Annotated in this window: 17 protein-coding genes and 1 other annotated feature (1 of these 18 only partly in view); of the genes, 4 read left to right on the top strand and 13 right to left on the bottom strand. The window is 43.1% G+C overall.

Annotation, left to right across the window (positions count from 1 at the left end):
• Positions 1-20 precede the first annotated feature (20 nt).
• Positions 21-1334 carry a DEAD/DEAH box helicase gene (locus M3204_RS06110; RefSeq protein WP_251479613.1) on the bottom strand — a complete coding sequence of 438 codons (1314 nt, stop codon included), beginning with the start codon at positions 1332-1334 and terminating at the stop codon, positions 21-23.
• A gap of 247 nt (positions 1335-1581) precedes the next feature.
• Between M3204_RS06110 and M3204_RS06105 the strand changes: the two genes are divergently transcribed.
• The 4 genes from M3204_RS06105 to M3204_RS06085 all read left to right on the top strand — a co-directional run bounded on the left by M3204_RS06105 (position 1582) and on the right by M3204_RS06085 (position 4299).
• Entirely contained in the window at positions 1582-2202 is a 621-nt protein-coding gene (locus tag M3204_RS06105) for a YqfQ family protein (RefSeq protein WP_251479610.1), read from the top strand.
• 111 nt (positions 2203-2313) lie between these two features.
• On the top strand, positions 2314-3267 hold the full coding sequence (locus tag M3204_RS06100) for a 4-hydroxy-3-methylbut-2-enyl diphosphate reductase (protein WP_251479608.1): 954 nt from the start codon (positions 2314-2316) through the stop codon (positions 3265-3267).
• Positions 3268-3585: 318 nt separating this feature from the next.
• Positions 3586-4062: a transposase gene (locus tag M3204_RS23645; RefSeq protein WP_353056033.1), complete on the top strand. Its 477-nt coding sequence runs from the start codon at positions 3586-3588 to the stop codon at positions 4060-4062.
• A gap of 63 nt (positions 4063-4125) precedes the next feature.
• Positions 4126-4299 (top strand): hypothetical protein, encoded by a 174-nt coding sequence (locus M3204_RS06085; RefSeq protein WP_251479606.1) that lies wholly within the window; start codon positions 4126-4128, stop codon positions 4297-4299.
• Between the two features lie 144 nt (positions 4300-4443).
• Here the strand turns inward: M3204_RS06085 and M3204_RS06080 are convergent, their stop codons facing one another.
• The 12 genes from M3204_RS06080 to glyQ form a co-directional block, all read right to left on the bottom strand.
• The gene (locus tag M3204_RS06080; protein WP_251479604.1) at positions 4444-5559 is read right to left on the bottom strand and encodes a Nif3-like dinuclear metal center hexameric protein; all 1116 of its coding nucleotides are present in this window, start codon (positions 5557-5559) and stop codon (positions 4444-4446) included.
• Positions 5556-6266: a tRNA (adenine(22)-N(1))-methyltransferase gene (locus M3204_RS06075; protein ID WP_251479602.1), complete on the bottom strand. Its 711-nt coding sequence runs from the start codon at positions 6264-6266 to the stop codon at positions 5556-5558. Before M3204_RS06075 ends, M3204_RS06080 begins: the two co-directional genes overlap by 4 nt.
• Positions 6267-6942: 676 nt before the next feature.
• Complete coding sequence (cccA, locus tag M3204_RS06070; RefSeq protein WP_251479935.1) at positions 6943-7305, bottom strand: cytochrome c550; 363 nt, start codon at positions 7303-7305, stop codon at positions 6943-6945.
• A gap of 181 nt (positions 7306-7486) precedes the next feature.
• Positions 7487-8626: an acyl-CoA dehydrogenase gene (locus M3204_RS06065; protein ID WP_251479599.1), complete on the bottom strand. Its 1140-nt coding sequence runs from the start codon at positions 8624-8626 to the stop codon at positions 7487-7489.
• Between the two features lie 98 nt (positions 8627-8724).
• On the bottom strand, positions 8725-9255 hold the full coding sequence (locus M3204_RS06060; RefSeq protein ID WP_251479596.1) for a hypothetical protein: 531 nt from the start codon (positions 9253-9255) through the stop codon (positions 8725-8727).
• Between the two features lie 175 nt (positions 9256-9430).
• The gene (gene rpoD / locus M3204_RS06055; protein WP_251479594.1) at positions 9431-10561 is read right to left on the bottom strand and encodes an RNA polymerase sigma factor RpoD; all 1131 of its coding nucleotides are present in this window, start codon (positions 10559-10561) and stop codon (positions 9431-9433) included.
• A 45-nt stretch (positions 10562-10606) separates the two neighbouring features.
• Positions 10607-12409, bottom strand: coding sequence for a DNA primase (dnaG, locus tag M3204_RS06050; protein ID WP_251479591.1), 1803 nt, complete (start codon positions 12407-12409; stop codon positions 10607-10609).
• Between the two features lie 15 nt (positions 12410-12424).
• Positions 12425-12832 carry a DUF188 domain-containing protein gene (locus M3204_RS06045; RefSeq protein WP_353056034.1) on the bottom strand — a complete coding sequence of 136 codons (408 nt, stop codon included), beginning with the start codon at positions 12830-12832 and terminating at the stop codon, positions 12425-12427.
• 348 nt (positions 12833-13180) lie between these two features.
• Positions 13181-13999 carry a pyruvate, water dikinase regulatory protein gene (locus tag M3204_RS06040; RefSeq protein ID WP_251479589.1) on the bottom strand — a complete coding sequence of 273 codons (819 nt, stop codon included), beginning with the start codon at positions 13997-13999 and terminating at the stop codon, positions 13181-13183.
• Between the two features lie 20 nt (positions 14000-14019).
• Positions 14020-14652: a helix-turn-helix transcriptional regulator gene (locus tag M3204_RS06035; RefSeq protein ID WP_353056032.1), complete on the bottom strand. Its 633-nt coding sequence runs from the start codon at positions 14650-14652 to the stop codon at positions 14020-14022.
• 359 nt (positions 14653-15011) lie between these two features.
• The gene (gene glyS, locus M3204_RS06030; protein WP_251479582.1) at positions 15012-17087 is read right to left on the bottom strand and encodes a glycine--tRNA ligase subunit beta; all 2076 of its coding nucleotides are present in this window, start codon (positions 17085-17087) and stop codon (positions 15012-15014) included.
• Positions 17080-17970, bottom strand: coding sequence for a glycine--tRNA ligase subunit alpha (glyQ, locus tag M3204_RS06025; protein WP_251479579.1), 891 nt, complete (start codon positions 17968-17970; stop codon positions 17080-17082). The genes glyS and glyQ overlap by 8 nt, the downstream gene beginning before the upstream one ends.
• Before the next feature lie 87 nt (positions 17971-18057).
• Positions 18058-18205 (bottom strand) — a binding site (T-box leader); it runs 23 nt beyond the window's last position.

Here is an 18205-nt window from a genome sequence, read left to right as displayed (position 1 = left end):
TCTCTCCCTAAAACCAATGGTTATTTTTTCTTATTCAGGCGATTTTGCCGTTTTTTAATTTTATCCATTTCCCATTGCATCTTTTTCTTATATCCAGGTTTTACCTTCTTAGGTTTTGAAACGAGTGATTTTGCCACAGCTTCACCTGGAGTTTCTTTTTTCTTTCTGTTTTGTCGTCTGTTCCGCTCTTCTATCTCAGTGAATTCACCTTTCTTCACATCGATATTCTTGAAAGTGATCCCCATTTTTTCAAGGCGAATTAATGCATCTTCATCAGACTGTTCATAAACCGTCAAAGCAATTCCTGAAAATCCTGCGCGGGCAGTACGGCCAACCCTGTGGATATAAAAGTCCAGGTCCGTTGGCAGCTCATAATTGATGACATGGCTGATACCCTGGATATCGATTCCTCTCGCTGCAAGATCAGTAGCAACGATATATTGGAACTCAAGGTCTTTGACCTGCTTCATGACTCTCTTGCGCTCACGAGGACTCAAGTCTCCATGGATACGGCCAACCTTCATCCCTTTGGAGATTAATCCATCTGCAACCTCGTCTGCTTTTTTCTTTGTATTCGCAAAAACAATCCCAAGGTATGGATTGAACGCAAGCAAAGCAGAATGGACGAGTCCGATTTTATCCCTGTGTCTTGAGGGCAGCAGAAGGTGTTCAATATTTTCAGCAGTCGCTTGTTTAGGGTCGACTTGCACGAATTTAGGATTTTCCATATATTTTTTCAAAAACGGTTTAAGCTTTTCCGGAATAGTCGCGGAAAAAACAAGCATCTGGAGCTTTTCTGGCATTCTGGAGGCAAATTGGTCAATATCCTCGATGAATCCCATATCAAGCATCAAGTCTGCTTCATCGACGACAAGCATTTTTGCTGTGTGAACGAACAGCGCATTTTCCTGAACAAGATCATTAATTCTGCCTGGAGTTCCTACCACGATCTGCGGCTGCGTCTTAAGCTTTTCGATCGTTCTCTGCTTATCTGTCCCGCCAATATAACAACGCGCAGATATCTTTTCATCCTCTGGTGCATGTTCAGCGATTTTAAGTACCTCATGGTAAATCTGGTTCGCCAGCTCCCGCGTCGGCGCGGTTATAATTGCCTGCACCTCATTACGTGAAGCATCAAGCTTGTTCATGATCGGCAGTACGTACGCATGTGTTTTCCCAGTACCTGTCTGGGATTGTCCGATTGCGCTGTCACCCTTAAGGACTGTTGGAATCAGGCGCTCCTGGATTTCGGTCGGCTCATAAAAGCCAAGTTTCTGGATTGCATCTATAATGAACGGCTTCAATTCATATCGATCAAATTTTGTTTCACTCATTGAAAATCTCCTTTTTTCACCCTGCTCCCCTTTTATATCGGGGACATCAGCCTGTTCCGTAGGCTGGTCTTTTCAGGTTCATCCTGTAATTATAATAAAGATTGCAGAAAATCTCCAATCAGTACTATCTTAACCTTTCCTCCCGAAAAAACAAACCTGTTTCAGCCTAAATACCAATTTCTTAAACCATTCCTGATTAAATGCATACTCTAATAGGAGATGATTTATTTGGAAAGGAGGGATCACTATGCTACAAGGACCCCGTATGAATTCACGTGGAATGCAAAACCGCTATATGGGACCCGGCTATATGGGAAGGCCAGGAATGAATCCATACCAGATGTACCCTGGCCAGTTCGGATACGGACCTGGGATGCCGCAGGGGCAGTTTCCACAAATGGGCAGAAAACCGCAATCGAGGCAGGGTGGAGGTTTGCTGTCAAAGCTGTTGGGAAAAGGCGCAAGAAACCAAGGCACTGGAGTGGCGGGAATGCTGTCTGCAGGGAATGCTCCCGCAAGAGCGGCCACATCAGGCGGCGGAATTCTGAAAACCCTGACAGATCCAGCCGCATTGAATGGTTTTCTTAGCAACACTCAAAAGGTATTAAACACCGCCCAGCAATTTGGGCCGATGATCCAGCAATACGGTCCTCTCGTCCGCAACATTCCATCCATGTGGAAGCTCTATAAAGGGTTGAAGGACCTGCCGGATGCCGATGAGCAAAGGGAACAAGAACCTCAGGAAGACAGTGGACCAAAAAAATCCATGAAAGCCGAAGATACAGATCCAAATAAATCTGCCGCCCGTAAAAAAGCTGCAAAAAAGGCTGTGCCTAAAGGCTCATCATCTCCAAAATTATTCATTTAGCATACAAGAGTCTAATAAATCCTCCCTTCTGGAAAAGTCGCTTTTGTAATCTTTCTATAAGTTTTATATAATGAAAGAGAGAATTAGAGGTATTCGCAGGAGGATGACTCAATGAATGTAATTAAAATATCACCGCGAGGCTATTGCTACGGTGTCGTTGATGCAATGGTCATTGCACGTAATGCTGCACTGGATAAAAGCTTGCCGCGGCCTATATATATACTTGGGATGATTGTTCACAACAAACACGTCACAGATGCTTTTGAAGAAGAAGGCATCATCACTTTGGACGGCAATAACCGCAGGGAAATCCTTGAAAAGGTTGAAGGCGGTACAGTTATATTTACAGCGCACGGGATTTCCCCTGAGGTCAGGGAACTTGCGAAGAAAAAGGGACTCGTATCGATTGATGCGACATGCCCTGACGTAACCAATACTCATAACCTGATCCGTGCCAAGGAAAAAGAAGGCTTTGAAGTTATATACATTGGCAAGAAAGGCCATCCCGAGCCAGAGGGCGCTGTAGGCGTCGCACCTGGGATCGTCCATCTCGTCGAAACTGCAGCAGATGTTGAGGCGCTGGATTTGAATGCAGAAAAATTGATCGTTACCAACCAGACAACCATGAGCCAGTGGGATGTTTCTGAAATCATGCATAAGGTAAAGGAAAAGTATCCTCACGCTGAGGTGCATAAAGAAATATGCATGGCTACACAGGTTCGGCAGGAGGCTGTAGCTGAGCAGGCGAAAGAAGCCGATGTCCTGATTGTCGTCGGCGATCCAAAAAGCAATAACTCAAATCGTCTTGCCCAGGTATCTCAAGAGATTGCCGGAACAGTAGCATACCGGATTGCAGATATATCTGAATTGAACATCGACTGGATCAAGGAAGCCAACACAGTCGCTGTCACTTCCGGAGCTTCTACACCGACTCCAATAACAAAAGAAGTCATTTCGTTCATTGAACAGTTCGACCCGGAAAATGAAGCTACTTGGCTGAAAGAGAAAAAGGTACCTCTTCATAAAATCCTGCCAAAAGTTAAGAAGACTGAGGCAAACGTATAATAAGCTGAAAGCAGCCTGAATTTGATTCAGGCTGCTCAGACTGTAGACAAACTCGATGAAAATCGTGTTTGTTTACAGTCTTTTTTTTGGTTGGTGCTGGAACGGGGCTGTTGATTTCCGTTCCAGGCGCTTCGCTTTCCGCGGGGCCGGCGCTGAGCCTCCTCGTCGCCGCTGGCGCCTGCGGGGTCTCACCTGTCCGTCTGATCCCGCAGGAGTCTACGCGCCTTCCACTCCAATCAACAGGACTTACAAACTTAACGTGGAACTAAACTAAAGTCTATTTTAAAATAGATACATATAACGCTTGAGGTGGTAAAGATGCTCTCGAAAAATAATCCAATCCAACGAGATCAATTAGAGATGGTCGCTTTAGACCAGCTTGTTCCTCAGGAACATTTAGTCCGCAAGATGGAAGCAGCCCTTGATTTTTCTTTCATTTATGACTTGGTGAAAGATGTGTATTCGGAAGTAGGGCGCCCAAGCATTGACCCTGTAATTCTGGTTAAACTCCCATTCATTCAATATACCTTTGGCATCCGTTCCATGCGCCATATCTGGCAGGAGTATGTGGAAGAGGCAGACCACTTGAGGCACAAACCAGAAGTAAAACAAATCTATGCGAAGCGCAAAGAAACCATTGAGCGTGTATTCGCAGATGCAAAAGAAAAGCATGGCATGCGTTGGACAACCCTGAGGGGACTTAAAAAATTGTCGATGCAGGCGATGCTTACTTTCGCTGCCTTGAACTTGAAGAAGATGGCCAACTGGACATGGAGAAGTCCAGTAATGGCCTAAAAGTATAGCAAAGAGAGTCTATTTCTTTTGAAAAATCCGATGAAATCCAAAAAGGGGTTCGGAATGAGAGCATTCCGAACCCCTTTTGTCTACAAACTGAGCAGCCTGAATTTGATTCAGGCTGCTTTTCTTGTTTTCTTTATTCCGTGTAACGGCATCTCGTTCTGTGACCGAATCGATGCCAGCGACGCTCTTCGTTCAGATCCAGCAATTTATATAAAGGCTGTTTTCGCATAGATTGTTGTTTCGAACCGAGATTTCATCCCGTATATCTCTTGACTTCGAGCTCTTTTCGGGGAAGTACCTGAACAAGGAATGCATTTAAACTCGTAAAAATCCAAATGCGATTTTAGTAAAAGCAACAAATTTTACGAAAAGAGACTAAATAAAAGTAAACGGATCTGTCCCTATTTCAGATGGAATGAAGCGCACATCATAGTTTTTCTCTTTGCAGAGACCTTCCATTACCCAAGCGACTCCCTTTTTCATGACCTTTTCAACATTATGTCCTGGATCGATCATATTCAAGCCGGCCATCATTGCGTCATGTGCGGTGTGGTAATAAATATCACCTGTTATATACACATCGGCACCCCTGAATTTTGCCTGTGAGTAATACTTATTTCCGTCACCGCCGAGGACCGCAACCTTTTTAACCTTGGCAGTCAGGTCGCCAACGACACGAACTTTATTAACATCGAATGCTGCCTTGACATGTTTCGCAAATTCGCCAAGAGTTGTTTCTTCCACTTTTCCAATCCGGCCGAGGCCAAGCTGCTCACCGGTATTTTCAAGACTATATAGATCATAGGCAACCTCTTCGTATGGATGAGCCTTAATCATGGCCTGTATTACCCTTTTTTCTATGCTTTGAGGAAAGATAGTCTCTATCCTCACCTCATGGACTGCTTCAAGCTTTCCTTGTTTGCCGATATGAGGGTTCGTATTCTCGCCTGGGAGGAAACGCCCTTCCCCAGTTCCAGAGAATGAGCAATGACTGTAGTTACCGATTGAACCGGCGCCAGCGTTTCCCAATGCTTCTCGAAGCTGCTCTGCATTCTCCTCAGGAACGAAAACCACCAGTTTTTTCAGCTTGTCTTCAAATGTCGGGACCAAGACTTCTGCATTCTTTAAACCAAGGGCTTCCGCTAGCAGGTCATTGACTCCTCCCTTTGCGACATCAAGGTTTGTGTGGGCTGCATAGACGCCAATATCATGCTTGATCAGCTTTGCGATCATCCCGCCTCCGGGAGTGTCTGTAGTGATTTTTTGCAGCGGACGGAAGATTGGTGGATGATGGGCGATGATTAATTGGGCATTCTTCGCAATCGCCTCCTCCACTACCTCCTCTGTTACATCAAGGACAATCAGGACGTTTTGGACTGTTTGGTTCAGCGTACCAATTTGCAGCCCAACTTTATCTCCTTCCATCGCAAAAGCTTTGGGAGAAAATTGTTCAAAAAGCTGGATCACTTCATGACCATTCACTTTTTTCACTTCAGCGCCTCCTTTGCCATTTTTATCTTCTTATCAAGCTCAAGTCTCTTGGACGCCGTATCTTCATTTTGTACAGCTTCATCCAGCTGCTTTAAAATCCGCTCCCAGTTATTCATTTCGGCAGTCCATTTTTCTAAAAAGACTCCTGGTTTTACAGCTAATAAAAATGGGCCGAACAAAATTCCTTCTTCTAGGTTGTTTTGTTGATAAGGCTTTAATGGCTCTCCTTTTTCAGCAACGAGAATTTCGTAGATTTTCCCATCTTCCTTGAGAATTTCTTCCTTCACCAGTTCCCATCCATTGTCGATAAGCCAGTTCCGTACGGCAAAGCTCCCTACATTAGGCTGGAGCACAAGCCGGCTTACCCCTTCGAGCTTGGACTTTCCTTTCTCAAGTATAGTTGAAATCAGAGTCCCGCCCATTCCTGCGATCGTAATGCAATCGACTTCTCCAGGCTCAATTACTTCCAGTCCATCTCCTTTACGGACGGCTATCTTGTCATTTAGATGCTCAGACTCCACCTGCTCGAGAGCAGACTGGTATGGTCCTTCTGCGACTTCGCCAGCAATGGCCAGCGGAACGATTCCTTTCTTTACTACATTGCATGGAAGGTATGCATGGTCAGAACCGATATCCGCCAGCCTAGAACCTGGAGGGATATTATTCGCAACGGCTTCAAGCCGGTTTGATAGTTTTTCAGCATTCATTCAAGTCACCTACTAAATCATAATTTGCTTTTATAAGTATATGAAAACCAGATGCCCCTTGTCCAATCAAGCAGCAGATAAAGAACAAAAAGCGCAAGCGCCTCGTTCAGCCCCGACAAGCGCTGGAGGGCCGACCGGTGAAGTCGTTCTTTGACTTCACCTGAGCGAACCGAAATCGAAATGTGTAGCCGACTGCCCAGAAACGCAGAAACTGGAGACTCCGACAAAGAAGCGCTTTTTGCTTCTGCCGGCGGAGTTGAAGTTTCGGAGTTTCTAGGAGGCGACACTAGACAATTCGAAAAGCGGAGGCGACTGTTCAACTCCGACAAGCCGAAATCGAAATGTATAGCCGACTGCCCAGAAACGCAGAAACTGGAGACTCCACCAAAGAAGCGCTTTTTGCTTCTGCGGGGGGAGTTGAAGTTTCGGAGTTTCTAGGAGGCAACACTAGACAAGCGTCTCGAGGAGTTAGGAGCCGCAGCTAGACAAGCGACTCGAGCTGCTCAAAGCTAACGCTTATCGCAAGATACTCGAAGAAGCACTCTCGGGGATGAAAACTGGCTAAGTGCTGGAGCTGGATTAAGAAGACTGCATATAGTTATCCACAACTAAATAATTTTATAATTTCCTAAAGAAAGAATAAAGGCCCTTTGCATTTCGCAAAGAGCCTTTATTCTTACTTCAATTCTTTAGCTATCCATTCAGCCATTTGTTCTTCCTTGCCTGCAGCCATTCCAGGAGGCATTGCGCCTTTTCCGTTAGTCAAAATGTCTTTGATTTCGTCTTTGGAATACTTGCTTCCAACGCCTTTTAACGCTGGACCGGATACACCTTCATACTGGTTTCCGTGGCAGCCTGCACATGATTGCTGATAAAATTCCTCAGGATTCACTTCAGCAGTTTCTTCTGTCTTTCCGCCGCCTTCCTTTTCCTTTGCAAGATCCTTAGAATCTCCAAGGCCTTTGAAAGAAAGCAGGAACATCAAGCCGATTCCCATTACCATGATTAATACGAATGGTATAAGTGGATTGCGATTCATCATATAACCTCCTTATGTATAACATCACTTTTAAATAATAATTTCACACAGCTATTATTTTACTTGAAAAACGTTTACAGGGAAAGCAAAAAAGCAAACTTTGTCACACTTGTTCACAAATTAGACAAAAAACTCCATCGTTTGATGAAGTTTTTTTATAAGGCATATTTAGAATACCCTGTTAGCAGCCAATTAATCTGGCAATGACCATTCTTTGCACTTCTGATGTGCCTTCACCGATTTCAAGCAATTTCGCATCCCTCATATAGCGCTCTACTTCATACTCTCGCATATATCCATAACCGCCATGGATCTGTACAGCCTGGTCGGCTACTTGCATAGCTATTTCAGACGCGTATAGCTTGCACATCGAGGCCTCTTTTGAGAACGGACGTCCCTGGTCCTTCAGCCAGGCTGCCTTGTAAACCATATTGCGGGCAAGTTCAATTTTCATCGCCATATCAGCCAGTTTGAATTGTATGGCCTGGAATTTAGAAAGTGACTTCCCAAATTGTTTTCTTTCCTGCGCGTATTGAAGCGCCCTTTCATAAGCAGCCTGCGCAACACCAACGGCCATAGCTCCAATTCCAATTCTGCCGCCATCAAGGGTAATTAAGAACTGCTTGAAGCCTTCTCCTTTTTTACCTAAAAGGTTCTCAACTGGAACGCGTACATTATCCATTACTAGTTCTGTTGTATTGGATGCATTCAATCCCATTTTCTCATAGTTATCGATGACTTTAAAACCAGGTGCATCAGTCGGTACGATGATGGCGGTTATTTCCTTGATGCCATTTTGTTCTCCAGTGATGGCTGTCATAGCCAAATGGTTAGCATAGCTGGCGTTTGTGATAAAGCATTTGCTTCCATTGATGATGTATTCTCCATTTTCCTCTTTGGCAGTCGTTTGCGTGCCGCCTGCATCAGATCCGGCATTCGGTTCTGTCAATCCAAATGCACCAAGTGATTCCCCTGTGCAGATAGGTGTAAGATATCTTTGTTTTTGTTCTTCTGTACCAAATAGATTTATAGGAGCACCGCCGAGTGAGATATGTGCGGAGTAAGTAATCCCTGTAGACGCGCATGCCTTGCTTAACTCCTCGGTTACGATAGCAAAACTTACTGTGTCTGCTCCAGCCCCGCCATACTCTTCTGGAAATGGCAAGCCAAGCATACCCAGTTCACCTAGCTTTTTGAAGATTTCTGTCGGAAATTGTTTTGTCTTATCTCTTTCAATCGCGCCAGGAGCTACTTCTTCCTCCGCAAATTCTCTAATCGTCCTTTTGATCATTGATTGTTCCGATGTTAAATCAAAATTCATTTCCATCCCCCTTAAAACATTGAATACGTTTACATTTCTCATTATAAGGGTGAACAAACAATTTTCTCAACATTTAAAAACTTTTAAATATTTGATTATTATATAAATATAGTAATAAACAAGATAATTAGACCCGCGATTCCTGAAATTTTAAAGGAAACCAAATTCCATTTCATCCCTGCTGCGAGCCATAATAAACAGTTCACAGCGGTCACGAAAAAAAGGACGTATGCTTTATCAGGAAATAAGATTTCAGATGCATTCACGGTATTGAGCAATAAAACGAGTGCAGAAGCGAGTAAAGGAATTACTTCAAAAAAAGATTTTGATATTAAATACCCTGCCGTAATTAGGGAACTTATTCCAAAAATTATCATCAAGGCGGTTTGCAAAATGAGAGATAATTCAGTAAAATAAAATAAAAATATTGAAAGCGATAACAACCCCAGCATAAACAATGTCAATAATTTTGATAAAGGAAAGAATCTAGTGCTTGTTGGTTCCGCTTGCCCTGAACCGCCTTCGGTATAGAGGTTTAAAAGAAAATTACAATAGTGCTCCGGCAGCATCCGGTTTTGTTTCCAATAATTTATTTCACTTGTGATGATTTTCCTGCGCTGTTCATCCATTTAGTTGGCACGTCCTGTCTATTTGGTTATCGCTTTACGTAAAAGGTCATTTTGGTTTTGGACGAGTTAAGTCATTGTTGTTGGGATCTGGCTAAATTAAAACGTGTTTACGAAAGCCTAATAAAAAAGGAATAATTTACTTTTATTTTAAAAAGTAAATTATTCCTTGGCAATACTATTCTAAAAAGTCTTTCAAACGTTTGCTTCGGCTTGGATGTCTTAGCTTGCGAAGTGCCTTTGCTTCAATTTGTCGAATACGTTCACGCGTAACTCCAAATACCTTGCCGACTTCCTCAAGAGTTCGAGTACGTCCATCATCAAGCCCAAAACGAAGCCTTAGGACGTTCTCTTCACGGTCTGTAAGTGTATCGAGCACATCTTCAAGCTGTTCCTTCAATAGCTCATATGCTGCGTGTTCAGAAGGAGAGGTAGCATCCTGGTCTTCAATGAAATCTCCAAGATGAGAGTCATCCTCTTCACCAATCGGAGTTTCAAGTGAAACAGGCTCCTGTGCAATCTTTAAAATTTCCCGTACCTTTTCTGGTGATAAATCCATATCTTCACCGATTTCTTCAGGAGATGGTTCGCGGCCTAAATCCTGAAGAAGCTGCCTTTGTACGCGGATTAATTTGTTGATTGTTTCAACCATATGGACAGGAATCCGGATTGTTCGGGCCTGGTCAGCGATAGCACGAGTAATGGCCTGGCGAATCCACCATGTAGCATAAGTACTGAATTTGAATCCTTTTCGGTAATCGAATTTTTCCACCGCTTTAATCAAGCCCATGTTACCTTCCTGGATTAGATCGAGGAAAAGCATGCCACGGCCGACATAGCGTTTCGCGATACTTACCACGAGTCGAAGGTTCGCTTCCGCAAGTCGCCTTTTAGCCTCTTCGTCGCCTTGTTCGATTCTTTCTGCAAGATTGATTTCCTCTTCAGCAGAAAGTAAATCCACTCGGCCAATTTCCTTCAGATACATTCTTACAGGGTCGTTGATTTTGACTCCTGGAGGTACACTTAAATCATTAAGATCGAACTCTTCATCATCTTTAGAGAGCTGCTTAATATCTGGGTCTTCAGCTTCGTCGCTTTCTCCAACGAGTTCAATACCCTGCTCACCGAGGAACTCATAATATTCATCCATTTGATCGGAATCCAGCTCAAAGCTTGAAAGCCTTTCAGCAATATCATCATAAGCAAGGACGCCGGTTTTTTTTCCCAGTGCGGTTAACTGGTCTTTCACTTGTTCCACTGTCACTTCATTTTCCGTGACCTCTTTAGAACGGGCTGACTTTTCAGCCATATGTCCCCCTCCTTCCAAAAATCAAAAACAATCAGCATTGAGATTTTATAAGGTCTTGCGCAGTTGGATTATTTCCGTCGCGATTGCCGCTGCACGCAAGATGTCGTTTTGTCGTTCTGCCTGTTTTTGTTCTGCCATTTTTTCCTTTATTTTTAACATTTTTTGATAATTCAACACCTGCTTGATATAATCAGATAACTCCTGATCACTTAGTTCCTCGTTCAGAGGCATCATCTCTATATCAGCAACGACCCTTTTTAGCTTATTATCCTGAAGATAATTTAAGAACGCACTTGGATCAGGGTCATGACCTTTTTCATAGTATGCAAATAAATAAGTAATAATAGCCTGATGTTCATCAATGTTTAATGTATTTCCTTCAAGCATTTCCTGTACCTTGTAAGCAATATCAGCATTCCTCATCATATGGAAGATCAAACGTCTTTCTGCTGTATGGTAAGCGGGCTTCAGCTCTGCTTTCCGGGTGATGATCACAGGATTTTTTTCGGGCCTTGGCTGATTTTGCTTCTTTGGGCTGAATGCCTGTGACAATTGATTCTGCTGCTGGACTAGAGCATCAAGAGAAAGCGAAAACTCATTTGCCAGCTGCCTCAGATACATGTCTTTTTCAACAGCTTTATCTAGTGCGCTGATTTCTTTAAGTACTTCTTCGATATATTGAAGGCGATCTCCTTCATGTTGAAGGTTTTTCCCTCGTCGATAATATATTAATTTAAATGCCATCAAGGTGGCGCTCGAACCAATGATATCGTTTTTGAATTTTTCTTCGCCGTGCGCCTTTATGAAATCGTCTGGGTCCATACCATCCGGCATTGTTGCAACCCTGACAGCAAAGCCTGCCTTTGAAAGCATATTTGACGCCCTGAAGGCCGCTTCAATCCCCGCTTTGTCTGAATCATAACAAATCGTAACGGCTTGCACATTTCTTTTCAGCAAGACTATCTGCTCATCTGTAAGTGATGTGCCCATCGTCGCAACGCCGTTTTCAACACCGGCCCGGTTTGCTGAAATTACATCGGCAAAGCCTTCAAAAAGTACAGCTTGCTGTTGCTTCCGGATCGAAGCACGCGCAAGGTGGAAATTATATAAGACCTTGCTTTTATTAAAGATTTGCGTTTCGGGACTGTTTAAGTATTTGGGTTCTTCGCCCCCTAATGATCTCCCTGAAAACGCAATTGTATTCCCTTGATGGTCCAAAATCGGAAACATGATCCTGTCCCTGAACCGATCAAAGTAAGTACCATCTTTTTCTCTTTGTATGACTAATCCTGCTTTTTCGATCAGCTCAAGGGGAAATCCCCTTTTTTCAAGCAGTTTCGATACAAAATCCCACGAAGGCAGTGCATAGCCAATCTGGAACCTGTCAATCGATTCCATTGTGAATCCCCTGTTTAGAAGGTATTCCAGTGCTGCCTGGCCTTCCTTTGTGTTTACCAGCAAATGATGATAGAATTTACGCAATAGCTCATGCGCTTCTATTTGCTTCGAGCCCTCCGGCAGTCGCGGACTTCTGTTGACAGATGGGCCTTCCAGCTGCAATTCAACATTAGCCCTTTCGGCAAGTTTCACCGCTGCTTCCTGGAAGGACAGACCATCAATATCCATTAAAAATGAAAAGACATTGCCGCCCGCACCACAACCAAAGCAATGGTAAATCTGCTTATCAGGTGAGACTGAAAACGATGGAGAGTTTTCCCCATGAAATGGACAAAGCCCAAAATAATTCCGGCCTTGCTTTTTCAATTGGACATAATCACCAATGACATCGACTATTTCAACCGCCTGCCGGATTTCATTTACTTTTTCCTCGGCAATCCTCTCTGCCATATGCATGACCCCTGATTAGTTGTGATTCCTTGAACATATCTTAAAATTCGACAAAAGCATGCTCAATTCCTTTATAAATTTTAGCCTGTCTCTTTCGGTAAAGGGTTTTGGCCCTTTTCCATAGGATCCCTTTCTTCTTGCCATTGCAGAAAGATGCCTTAATTCGAGAGCAGTCTGCATTCCTTTTTCTTCAAATAAAGTTCCCCTTGGAGAGATGGCATAAACCCCTTTCGCAAGAAGCGTAGAAGCAAGACCAATATCTTGCGTCACTGCAAAATCACCTTTCTTAACGTGATTCATTAAATAAAGGTCTACAGCCTCCTTATAAGAATCGACGAACACCCAATTCAGTCCTTGCAGATCATTTTTCATATGGGCATATGAAGCTACAAAAACGGCTTCGATGGAAAACTCCGAAGAGATTTCGACAATTTCCTTAATAACCGGGCATGAGTCTGCATCAATAAAAAGGGTCTGACTGTTGATTTCACTAGTATTAATTCTACATCACTCCGCATTTTCCTTCTTAGGGACTATATTTTTTCTAAGGGAATTTGTCGAATTTTTTCATGGTCATTATCTTGACAACTGATAATAAATAGTTTATTCGTAATCTGTCAAGTCTAAACCTAAACAGATACATTTTTATCACAATTTTTTATTATAGTATAAGAAAGGCTTTTTTTCCATTATTTTTTCTCGGTAACCCATTAATAAATTAAAGCGGAGAAAATCGTGTTCAAAAAGAAAAGCACATACATGGAATATGTGCTAAGCGTCAAACGTTTTGTTCCGCACCATGTTAAGTATTACATTTGCCGTTTCTTCGACCGCTTTATTCGTTACATCAATGACTGGACAGCCGATTTTATCGACAATCCCATCGAAAAATTCGATTTCTTCTTTGATCCTCTCGATGTTGGCATAAATAGCCTTGTCATTCAAACCGAGGGATATCAACCGCTCACGGCGGATCTGGTTCAATTTATCTGGAGATATTCTCAATCCAAAACATTTTTCCTGCGGAACAAGGAATAGCTCTTCAGGCGGATCGACTTCAGGTACAATTGGAACATTTGCTACTTTATAACGTTTATGTGCCAGGTATTGCGATAATGGCGTCTTCGATGTTCTTGACACACCGACAAGAACGATATCAGCCTTCAGGATTCCCCTGGGATCTCGTCCATCATCATATTTAACCGCGAATTCTATCGCTTCTACCTTTTTAAAGTAATCTTCATCAAGCTTGCGGACCAGGCCTGGTTCATATAAAGGTGTTTCACCGGTAAGAACCTGGATTTTCTGCATTAGCGGACCGATAAGATCACATGCATAGATACCTTCTTTTGCAGCCGCCTCTTTCAGGTAATCACTTATTTCCGGCTTGACCAATGTATACGCGATCATTCCCCCATCCTGCTTAGCAAGAGAAACTACTTCGTCAATATGTACTTGATCTTCAACGTATGGAAATCTCTTTAACGATACATCCACATGTTCAAATTGGCTGATGGCAGCCTTCGTAACGAGCTCTGCAGTCTCGCCGACAGAGTCAGAAACCACATAAATAATTGGCATTTTATTCATTTCATAACCCACCCCTTCTATTATTCCTCTGCCAAGGCAACAAAAGCCTTCGTTATGTTTGTCTTGGTCAATCTCCCGACAAGTTCAAAACCGACATCAGTGTCTTTGATGATTGGAAGTGCGTCAATCTGTTTTTCGATCAATTCCTTGGCGGCATCTATAAGCAAATCATCACGGCGACATACAGTAATATTAGGCATCCTTGTCATAATGATATTTACAGGCAGGGTGGTCAACTCCTGTTTGCCAATACTTGCCCTCAGTAGGTCTTTTCTGGATAGAACCCCAACCAGATTGGAAGCTTTATCGACAACAAACAAAGTCCCTACATCTTCAAGAAACATAGTCACAATCGCATCATAGACAGAAACATTTTCAGGTACGACTACCGGTATGGACTGATAATCTCTTACACGAATCTTCTTTAAGTTCTCAGAAAGCAGCTGGCTTCCTGTCTTACCTGTATAAAAATATCCTACACGCGGCCTGGCGTCCAAAAAGCCTGCCATTGTCAGGATGGCAAGGTCCGGCCTCAATGTAGCCCGGGTAAGGTTTAGCTTGTCGGCAATATGTTCCCCTGTGATTGGGCCATTATCCTTCACGATTTGCAGGATCAGCTCCTGGCGCTTATTCAGTTCGATTGTCCTCACCACCTATCGGGAATATTGTCAAACTCTTTTATAAAATCATTATATACTACCGCTGGTAGATTAAATAAAAATATTATGTTCATCTGTGTATATTAATAGAACTTTTTGCATGTTTTTTTATGAGGCGTACTTCGCATTGATTGTTGTTTATGAACAAGTGCTCATCCTTTATATCTCAGGACTTATAGCTCTTTTCGAGGAGGTCTCTGAATAAGGAATGCTTTAAAACTCGTAAATATCCAAATGCTGCCGCTTGTTACTTTTGCTTATAAAAGGTTTACGAAAAGAGCCTTATATAAAGTGCCTTCCTTAGCGGGAAGGCACTTTTCCACTTATTACTACTGTATGTCACCACATAGTGATTACTTTACGACAATTTCATTGACCTTAGCCATCTTGATGATAAGAACGGCAAGGGCAGCCATCTGGTTTAGGCGATTTTCCTTGACCTCTGCGTTATCGGACATGACCATTGTATTATCAAAATAGTCATTTATCTCTGGCTTCATCGCCACGAGCAGCTGATAATACGTGACTGCATCAACTCCGCTTTCAATCTTTCTTCCAAGGTCCAAATACTTTTCATATAGCTTTTGTTCGTATTCGTTCTCGAACAATTCTGGATTAATATCACCCAAGACATCTTTTTTGCTTGCGATATTCAGCACCCTGCTTAACGATTCCATACTCTCTTTGAAACCTTCATCAGAGCTTGCAGCTTGAAGCGCATCAGCTTTTTCGGTTAATTCTGAAACGCTGCCGAGTTCACCGCCAAGTACTGCATCGTTGATATCGTAACGGATGCCTCGCTCCTGCAGCAAATGCTTGACTCGAAGCTTAAAGAATTGGATAAGTTCGTGATAAATTTCTTCGTCATTACGCTTTGAAATTCCTGCATCCGAAATCAGGCTTAATGAGAAACCTACAAGTTTTTCGATTGAAATGTCCCATCGTTTTTCAATTAACGTTTGGACAATACCTGTCGCCTGCCTTCTCAATGCATATGGATCCTGAGAGCCGCTTGGAATGATGCCAAGCGAGAAGAACGAAATAATTGTATCAAGCTTGTCAGCAATCGCTACTAAAGCACCTGCAGGCGTTCCTGGAACTGAATCGTTCGCATTTCTTGGCATATAGTGCTCATTGATTGCCGCAGCGACTTCTTGGCTTTCGCCTTTTTGCAGAGCGTATTTTTCGCCCATGATTCCTTGAAGCTCAGGAAACTCATAGACCATTTGCGAAACTAAGTCGAATTTGCTGATTTGCGCTGCCCTGTCAGCAGCTTTTGTGACATCGGCAGCAAAATCCAATCTCTCTGCTATTAGATTTACAAGCTTGCGTACCCGTTCAGCCTTTTCGGCAATCGTGCCGATTTCTTCGTGATAGACAATATTCTTGAGCTTAGCCAGTGCAGCATCAATTTGCAATTTCTGGTCTTCTTTATAGAAAAATGCAGCATCTGCCAACCTTGCTCTTAATACTTTTTCGTTACCGCGGGCTACTTTTTCAATGTGAAGATGATCGCCGTTCCTAATCGTAATGAAATGAGGAAGCAATTCTCCATCAGCAGATTTCACAGGGAAATATCGCTGGTGTTCTTTCATCGATGTAATCAGTACCTCGCTTGGGATTTCGAGGAATTCTTCTTCAAATCGGCCATATAGAGCTGTCGGATATTCTACAAGATTATTGACCTCTTCCAGAAGGTCTTCATCGACAGGGATTACCCAGCCATTCTCTTCCTCAATTTTTTCAAGCTGTGAGATGATTGCATCTTTGCGTTTTTTCGCATCCGCAACAACATACTGTCCGAGCAGCACTTCTTCGTATGCCTCTGGATTGGATAGGATCACATTATCTTCACCAAGGAATCGATGTCCCCTTGTTACATTGCCAGTCTGGACTCCAGCAATTTCAAATGGTACTACGTCGTTGCCGAACATCGCTACGAGCCACTTGATAGGCCTTACATAACGCATATCCAGATCAGCCCAGCGCATGTTTTTAGGAAAGGTCAAGCTCGTGACGATTGCTTGAAGTTCAACCAGCAGCTGGGTAATTTCCTGGCCTTTTATGAACTTGCTGATATGTGCGTATTCAACTCCATTAATCTCTTTGAAGAAGATATCATCTACTGACATTCCCTGTCCACGAGTGAAACCCATCGCCGCTTTTGACCACTCGCCGCTTTCACTAAGTGCAATTTTTTTTGCTGGTCCCTTCGCTTCTTCGACGCTGTCTTCCTGGCGTTCATCGACATTCATGACGAGAACAGCAAGCCTGCGCGGTGTTGAATACAAATGAATGCCATCAAAACCAATATTGTTATTTTTCAGCCAGTTCTCTACTTTGGAAGCAAGCTGATTAATGGTGTCAGTGATAAATCTTGCAGGCATTTCTTCCAGACCGATTTCAAGCAATAGGTTGCGTTTAGTCATTTTCCACCTGCTCCTTCCGTTTGATGATTGGGAACCCTAATTTCTCTCTTTCCTCATAGAACGTTTTCGCCACTTTTTTCGCGAGATTCCGGCAACGGGCTATGTAACCCGTCCTCTCTGTGACAGAGATTGCTCCGCGTGCATCAAGGATATTAAAAACATGTGAGCACTTAAGGACATAGTCATAGGCAGGATGGACAAGGCCTTCGTCCATCTGGCGGTGAGCTTCCTTTTCATAGATATTGAAAAGATTAAAGAGCATTTCCTGATCAGACGTTTCAAATGTATATTTAGAATGCTCGTACTCTGGCTGGCCAAAAATATCTCTCACCGTAAAACCATTGGTCCATTCAAGGTCAAATACATTCTCTTTATCCTGGATGTAGGATGCGAGTCTTTCGATACCGTAAGTGATTTCGACTGAAACTGGTTTGCAGTCAAGTCCGCCCACTTGCTGGAAGTAAGTGAATTGTGTGATTTCCATGCCATCAAGCCAGACTTCCCATCCAAGTCCAGCACAGCCCAGTGATGGGTTTTCCCAGTTATCTTCAACAAAACGAATATCATGTTCAAGCGGATCTATTCCTAACGCCTTCAAAGACTCCAAATAAATTTCCTGGATATTATCAGGAGAAGGCTTCATGATCACCTGGAATTGATGATGCTGGTAGAGCCTGTTCGGGTTTTCCCCGTAACGTCCATCTGCTGGCCTTCTGGATGGTTCGACATAGGCGACATTCCATGGCTCAGGGCCAATTGCCCTTAAGAATGTGTAAGGGCTCATAGTGCCAGCTCCCTTTTCGACATCATAGGCCTGCATGAGGATGCAGCCTTTTTCAGACCAGTGTTTTTGCAAAGTTAAAATCATATTTTGTATATTCATCTGTACACCTCCGAATTTTTTTCAGTTCTTCCTTCACTTCAAGTATTTCAAATAAAAAACTCCCGCCCCCTATGCATTTAATTAATGCATAGGGACGAGAGTTACCCGCGGTTCCACCCTATTTGCCGCTTAACGCAGCCTCTTTAAAAGGATGTTGCTCCGGAATGCCTTCGTTAACTTTCTGCAATCCGGCTCACACCAAACCCGGACTCGCTAATACAGAAGAGATTAAGTA

Origin of the sequence: Mesobacillus subterraneus (genome assembly GCF_023715485.1) — a bacterium.
GTDB classification, from domain to species: Bacteria; Bacillota; Bacilli; order Bacillales; family Cytobacillaceae; genus Mesobacillus; species Mesobacillus subterraneus_B.
Note: the sequence above shows the minus strand (reverse complement) of the source record. Positions and strands in the feature narration are given on the sequence as shown.